Annotated in this window: 7 protein-coding genes; 5 read left to right on the forward strand and 2 right to left on the reverse strand. The window is 67.8% G+C overall.

Going from position 1 to position 6,021, the window contains the following annotated elements:
* The first annotated feature begins 38 nt into the window (after positions 1-38).
* From ACGTN6_RS16635 to ACGTN6_RS16655, 5 genes are all read left to right on the forward strand, one after another.
* Complete coding sequence (locus ACGTN6_RS16635; RefSeq protein WP_394593700.1) at positions 39-542, forward strand: hypothetical protein; 504 nt, start codon at positions 39-41, stop codon at positions 540-542.
* A gap of 3 nt (positions 543-545) precedes the next feature.
* Positions 546-1,067: a hypothetical protein gene (locus ACGTN6_RS16640; RefSeq protein WP_394593702.1), complete on the forward strand. Its 522-nt coding sequence runs from the start codon at positions 546-548 to the stop codon at positions 1,065-1,067.
* A gap of 1 nt (position 1,068) precedes the next feature.
* The gene (locus tag ACGTN6_RS16645) at positions 1,069-2,295 is read left to right on the forward strand and encodes an MFS transporter (RefSeq protein WP_394593704.1); all 1,227 of its coding nucleotides are present in this window, start codon (positions 1,069-1,071) and stop codon (positions 2,293-2,295) included.
* An 83-nt stretch (positions 2,296-2,378) separates the two neighbouring features.
* Positions 2,379-3,431: an asparaginase gene (locus ACGTN6_RS16650; protein ID WP_394593706.1), complete on the forward strand. Its 1,053-nt coding sequence runs from the start codon at positions 2,379-2,381 to the stop codon at positions 3,429-3,431.
* Between the two features lie 107 nt (positions 3,432-3,538).
* Positions 3,539-3,775 carry a DUF2789 domain-containing protein gene (locus ACGTN6_RS16655; RefSeq protein WP_394593708.1) on the forward strand — a complete coding sequence of 79 codons (237 nt, stop codon included), beginning with the start codon at positions 3,539-3,541 and terminating at the stop codon, positions 3,773-3,775.
* Positions 3,776-3,847: 72 nt separating this feature from the next.
* Here ACGTN6_RS16655 and ACGTN6_RS16660 read toward each other — a convergent pair whose 3' ends face one another.
* Both ACGTN6_RS16660 and trhP read right to left on the reverse strand, forming a co-directional pair.
* Positions 3,848-4,258, reverse strand: a complete 411-nt coding sequence (locus ACGTN6_RS16660) for an SRPBCC family protein (protein WP_394593710.1) — start codon at positions 4,256-4,258, stop codon at positions 3,848-3,850.
* Between the two features lie 91 nt (positions 4,259-4,349).
* On the reverse strand, positions 4,350-5,765 hold the full coding sequence (trhP, locus tag ACGTN6_RS16665; protein WP_394593712.1) for a prephenate-dependent tRNA uridine(34) hydroxylase TrhP: 1,416 nt from the start codon (positions 5,763-5,765) through the stop codon (positions 4,350-4,352).
* Between the last annotated feature and the right edge of the window lie 256 nt (positions 5,766-6,021).

Consider the following 6,021-nt stretch of genomic DNA (forward strand, 5'->3'; position numbering starts at 1 on the left):
TAGCCGGGAGACACTCCCCACACGAGCAAGGGAACGCCATGGAATCTCGAGAGCTGATTCACGACTACCACCGCTGGCTACGCTTCCAGCATCAGGCGCGCCTCGACCGCGAACACCGGGCAGCCTGGCAGCAGCTGGAATCCGCTGGTGTCTCGGCACAGCGCACCACCGAGGCCTATCGCAGCATGGCCGAGAAGGCCGCCGCCCAGGGCGCCTGCTACCGCACCCTGTTCCTGCGCCAGCACGACGACGGCCACTCGCTTGCCTGCGAGGGGTGGCTGTTCGTGCGCCGGGTGATCGCCGAAGGCGGCGCCACCCGGGTGCGCGGCACACTGCTGCCCAGCTTCACGCTGATCGACGGCCCCCTGGCACCGGCCGATGCCCAGGCAGAATCGATGACGCTGGAAATCTTCGACCAGTTGCTGGTCGACCGCGGCCTGGCCAGCGTTGCTCGCGTCGACCGCGTCGATGCCTCTGGCGACAGCCACTTCATCACCCTGATCGACAGCGTGCGAGGCGATCTGCGTCGACATATGAGCTGAACCATGTTGAAGAAGCTGTTCGGCAAGACCCCGATCCATGTCTGGGTGATCAAGCAGGTCGATCCCGACCTGCTTCACCTGTGCGGAGAAGGCCGCATCACGCCTGCGGACAGGCGAGACACGCAGGCCATCATGTCGGCCCTGCGCCGGGGTGACTACCGGGGCGCGGTGGAAATGACCGACAACGGCATGGTGCTCAATGCACGACTGTTCGCGGCGCTGGTACCCCATGACGAGCTTCATCTCGGGGCCAGTGGACACGCCCAGTGGCGGGAACACTCATGGCACGTCGCCCAGGTGCCCCAGCGCTGCTGGACCTACGAAGGCCGCCTAGTGGCATGGTCTACATCCCAGGGCCCTCTCGACCTGGTCAGCAGCGAGGACGTCAGCGGCATCCGCCGCCGCGCCTGCGCCGAGAACGCTCCGCCACCGGGCCACCCGCGCTTCGGGGCCGCCGACGAGCTCGAGGGAGAGGCCGAGTTCGCCGCACGCTGGCGCCGCGATGCCCGTGACCCGGAACAATAGCATGACGACTCCTAGTCTCAACGTACGCCGCGATGGCGTAGCGCATCCGATCGTATTCACCGCCTTGATGGTGCTGGTCGGGCTCAACCTGCGGCCCGCACTGTCATCGCTGGCTCCGCTGCTGCCTCGCATCGAAGCCGACACCGGCATGCCGCTGCTGGCCATCGGCGCCCTGACCACCCTGCCGGTACTCTGCCTGGGACTCTTCGCCCCTCTGGCGCCCTGGCTGTCGCGTCGCGTCGGCCCCGAGCGGACCCTGTCGCTGGCACTGCTGGTGCTGGCCCTGGGCCTCGGCCTGCGCGGCCTGGCAACGCCCGCCTGGCTGTTCGCCGGTACCCTGCTGGTGGGGGCCGGCATCGGGGTGGCCGGCACCCTGCTGCCGGCGCTGGTCAAGCGCGAACTTCCCGCCAGTGCCGACGTGATGACCGGCGTCTACACCATGGCACTGTGCCTTGGTGGCGCGCTGGGTGCGGGGCTCAGCATCCCACTGGCCGGCGTACTGGGCGGCTGGCCCGCCGCCCTGACGAGCTGGGCTGCGCTGGCGGCGCTGGGTCTGATCGCCTGGCAAGCGCTGATGCCCACGCCGACGCAGCGACCGCCGGCGCCTCCACGCAGCGGCAACACTCGAGCGCTGCTGACGCAGCCGCTGGCCTGGCAGGTGACCCTGTACATGGGCTGCCAGTCATCGCTGGCCTATATCGTCTTCGGCTGGCTGCCCACCCTGCTGGTGGAACGCGGCTATGGCGAGGCCGAGGCAGGCTGGCTGATGGGGGTATCGGTAATGGTACAACTCGTCTCCGCGCTCGCCGCTCCCTGGCTGGCGCGCCTGGGTCGCGACCAGCGCCCGGCGTTGATCCTGGTGCTGGGCCTGATCGGTGCGGGCTTCTGGGTCCTGCTGCAGGGCCCCGCCGAGTGGCGCTGGACCGGCGTGGTGCTGCTGGGACTGGGCCAGGGTGGTGGCTTCAGCCTGGCGCTGTCGCTGATCGTGCTGCGCACCGCCGACGCCCGCCTGGCCGGCAAGCTGTCGGGCATGGCCCAGGGCGGCGGCTATGCCCTGGCCTCGCTGGGCCCGCTGGGCATCGGCGTGATGCTCGACCTGGGGCTCGGACTGACCGGCATCACGCTGGCCCTGCTGGCCATAGTGGCGGCGGCAATGGCCTTTGCCCTGCTGGCCGGTCGCAACCGTCGTCTGATCAACGATCAGGCCGGTCGACTGATGGTCCGCTAGGCCATGGCCGCATGCCGGCGAGCCTCCTTGCATGCCGGCATGCACGCCGTATCATGACGTCATCCCTCTTGCCCGGAGCCCACATGACGTCTTCCGCATCATCGCTGCTGGTGATCTACACCGGCGGCACCCTGGGCATGGTGGAGAGTCCCGACGGCCTGATCCCCAGTCACGACATCGAGGATCGCCTGCGCCGCACCCTGGCCACTCTGCCTCCATCTCGCCTGGCGAGCCTGCCCGACTTCCGCGTCATCGCCACACCGCAGCCCATCGACTCCAGCGCCGCCACACCGCGCGACTGGCAAGGGCTGGCTCGACTGATCGCCGAGCACTACGCCGACGTCGCCGGCATTGTGGTGATCCACGGCACCGACACCCTGGCCTGGACCGCCGCCAGCCTTGCCTACCAGTTGCAGGGACTGGACCGCCCGGTGGTCCTCACCGGCGCCATGCACCCGCTGGAAGCCCCGGGCAGCGACGCCCTGGGCAACCTCGAGTCGGCACTACGCTTCGCTGCCGATCCGCGCCTCCAGGAAGTCGCGGTGTGCTTCGCCGGCCGCCTGCTGAGAGGCGTGCGCTGCCGAAAGTGGCAGACCCAGTCCGTGGACGCCTTCGCCAGCCCCAACCATCCGACACTCGGCGAGTGGGTAGACGACGACCCCGTGCTCTACCCCGGGCGCGGCCTCGAACGCCAGCAGCGCGGCGCGCCGCGCTTCGAGCTGCCCGACTACGCACCGCTCGCTGCGGGCGCCGTGCCGCGGATCGTCCTCTGGCCCGGGCTCGCCGCCTGGCAACTCGAGGCCTGGCTGCTGGACGAGCGGGTCAAGGGCGCGCTGCTGGAGGTCTGGGGCGGCGGCAACCTGCCGGACGATCCAGAACTGGCCGGCGTGCTGGCCCAGGCCTGCGGCGAAGGCAAGCTGCTCGCCGCCATCAGCCAGTGTCCCATCGGCGCCGTGACGATCGGCCACTATGCCGCCGGTCGGCCGCTGGCCGATGCCGGCGTGCTGGCCGGCGACGACATGACGCCCGAAGCCGCCGCCACCAAGCTGGTCCACTTGCTGGCCCAGCCGCTGAGAGAAGACGAGCGGCGTCGGCGCTTCCTCACGCCGCTGGTCGGCGAGCGCGCCGCCCCCTGAACGACGCCGGAGTCCGAGCGTTGAACGCACCGCGAGCGCGCCATCGTCACGCGGCCTCGTCGGCGCGCTAGAGTGGAGACACACGTCCGCACACACAGGTTCTCGCCATGGAACATCCCGATCATCCCTTCACCGAACTCTTCGAACAGCTCGGCCTGGCCTCGGATCCGGCGGCCATCCAGCGCTTCATCGAGCGCCATGCTCCGCTCCCCGAGGGCATGGAACTGCCCGATGCACCCTGCTGGAACGAGGGACAGGCCGAGTTCCTGCGCGAAGCGATCGAGGCCGATGCCGACTGGGCCGAAGTCGTCGATCACCTGGATGCCTCGCTGCGCAAAGGCTAACCAGGCGGTGCCTGGAAAAGGCCACCAAACGCGAACGCCGCCCCCATGGGCGGCGTTCTCACTTCCGGTTCGCTACAGCCGCGCAGCCACGCGATCCAGTATCTGTTGGCTGACCCGATTGACCAGCGGCGTCACCGCTCGATTGACCGCCTTCTCGACCAGACGGTTCTTGATCTCGTACTCCAGGGTCAGCGCCACTTCGGTGCCCTCCGGCACCGGCGTCAGAAGGTAGCGTCCGCGGTTCTTGACGCCGCTGCGCGACTCCCAGGCCAGCACCTCGGGAGGACGGCACTCGGTGATTTCCACCTCGAAGGTCCAGTCCATGCGCACCGCATGCACATGCCAGCGGTAGCGTCCGTCGCCGAGCGGCTCGATGGCCTCGATCAGGTCGGAGTAGTCGACGAAGTCCTCGACCCGCTCGAGCAGGGCGAAGACGCGCTCGGGGGGCGCCTCGAGGGTCGCGCGATGTTCGATGGTGGCCATGCCGGTTCCTTGTGCTGGGGGCCTCGGGGCAGCCACGGCTGCCGTGCCAGCTTCCCCGACGACCCCAGGCGATGTCCAGTCCGCGACGACCTCAGCCCAGATCGCGCATCAGCAAGGCGTACTCGATGCGTTCCGGGGCGATGGCCTCGCCCGGCACCGGGATGCGTACCACATGGCCAGAACCGGGTGCGACACCCACCGACTCGCCGCGCTTGTTCTCGATGTGTTCGAGGGTGAAGCGCCGGTTACCGCCAGGCAGCATCAGCTCCATACCGTCGCCGACCTCGAAGCGGTTCTTGACGTCGATCTCCAGCACGCCGCGGTCCGGGTCGTAGCCCAGCACCTCGCCGACGAACTGCTGGTGCACACCGACCGAATGGCCATGCTCGTAGTTCTGGTACTCGTCGTGTACGTGGCGACGATAGAAGCCTTCGGTGTAGCCACGATTGGCCAGGTTCTCGAGCTCGTCCATCAGGCGCATGTCGAAGGGGCGGCCCGCCACGGCGTCGTCGATGGCTCGGCGATAGACCTGGGCGGTACGTGCCACATAGTAGGGCGACTTGGTACGACCCTCGATCTTGAGCGAGGTCACGCCCATCTCGGCGAGCCGCGGCACATGCTGCACGGCGCGAAGATCCTTGGAGTTCATGATGTAGGTGCCGTGCTCGTCCTCATAGACCGGCATCAGCTCACCCGGCCGCGAGCGGTCCTCGATCAGCGCCGAGAGCTCATCCTGGCCTTCCATGCCACCGGCGGTCTGGCCACCCAGCTCGGCGCTACCGCCGGCAGAGGCGATCATTCCGCCGCCCTGCTCAGGGGTCCAGATGCCGCTGGCATCGTGGGCGCGGGCGGAGTTCGCCGGCACCAGGTCGCCGCTGGCATCCTCGGCGGCGGCCACGGTGTTGTACTTCCAGCGGCAGGCGTTGGTGCAGGTGCCCTGGTTAGGATCGCGGTGGTTGAAGTAGCCGGACAGCAGGCAGCGGCCGGAATAGGCGATGCACAGCGCGCCGTGCACGAAGGTCTCGATTTCGAGGTCGGGACACTCGGCGCGAATCTGGGCGATCTCGTCCAGCGACAGCTCGCGAGAGAGGATGATCCGGCTGATGCCCTGCTGCTGCCAGAACTTGGCCGCCGCGTAGTTGACCACGTTCGACTGCACCGACAGATGGATCACCTGATCGGGCCAGCGCTCGCGGATCATCATGATCAGCCCGGGGTCGGACATGATCAGCGCATCGGGACCGGCCTCGATCACCGGCTCCATGTCACGCAGGTAGGTCTTCAGCTTGCTGTTGTGCGGCGCGATGTTGGAGGCCACGTAGAACTGCTTGCCCCGCTCGTGGGCATAGGCGATGCCCTTGTGCAGGTTATCGATCTTGAAATCGTTGTTGCGCACGCGCAGCGAGTAGCGCGGCTGGCCGGCGTACACCGCATCGGCGCCGTAGGCGAAGGCGTAGCGCATGTTCTTGAAGGTGCCGGCGGGCGACAGCAGTTCGGGGGCTTGCATGGAGATCACCGTTGTCAGGACGATGGCGCGCAGAGCGCAGGAATTGAAGGGCGAGGATTATAGCAGCCTCGGCGGCATAGGCCGAACCGCGAGGGACAAGGGGGAAGGGCTAAGAGGTAAGACCCGTAGCTGAAGTGACCCTGAAAAAGTAGACACCTCGATCAGGCTGCGGCTTCAAACGCCTCGGGCGACAACCCGCCCAAGGCACCATGAAGCCGCACCTTGTCGTAATACTCTTCGATATAATATTCCGCCT

Origin of the sequence: Halomonas sp. B23F22_20 (assembly GCF_043496985.1) — a bacterium.
Taxonomy (GTDB): domain Bacteria; phylum Pseudomonadota; class Gammaproteobacteria; order Pseudomonadales; family Halomonadaceae; genus Halomonas.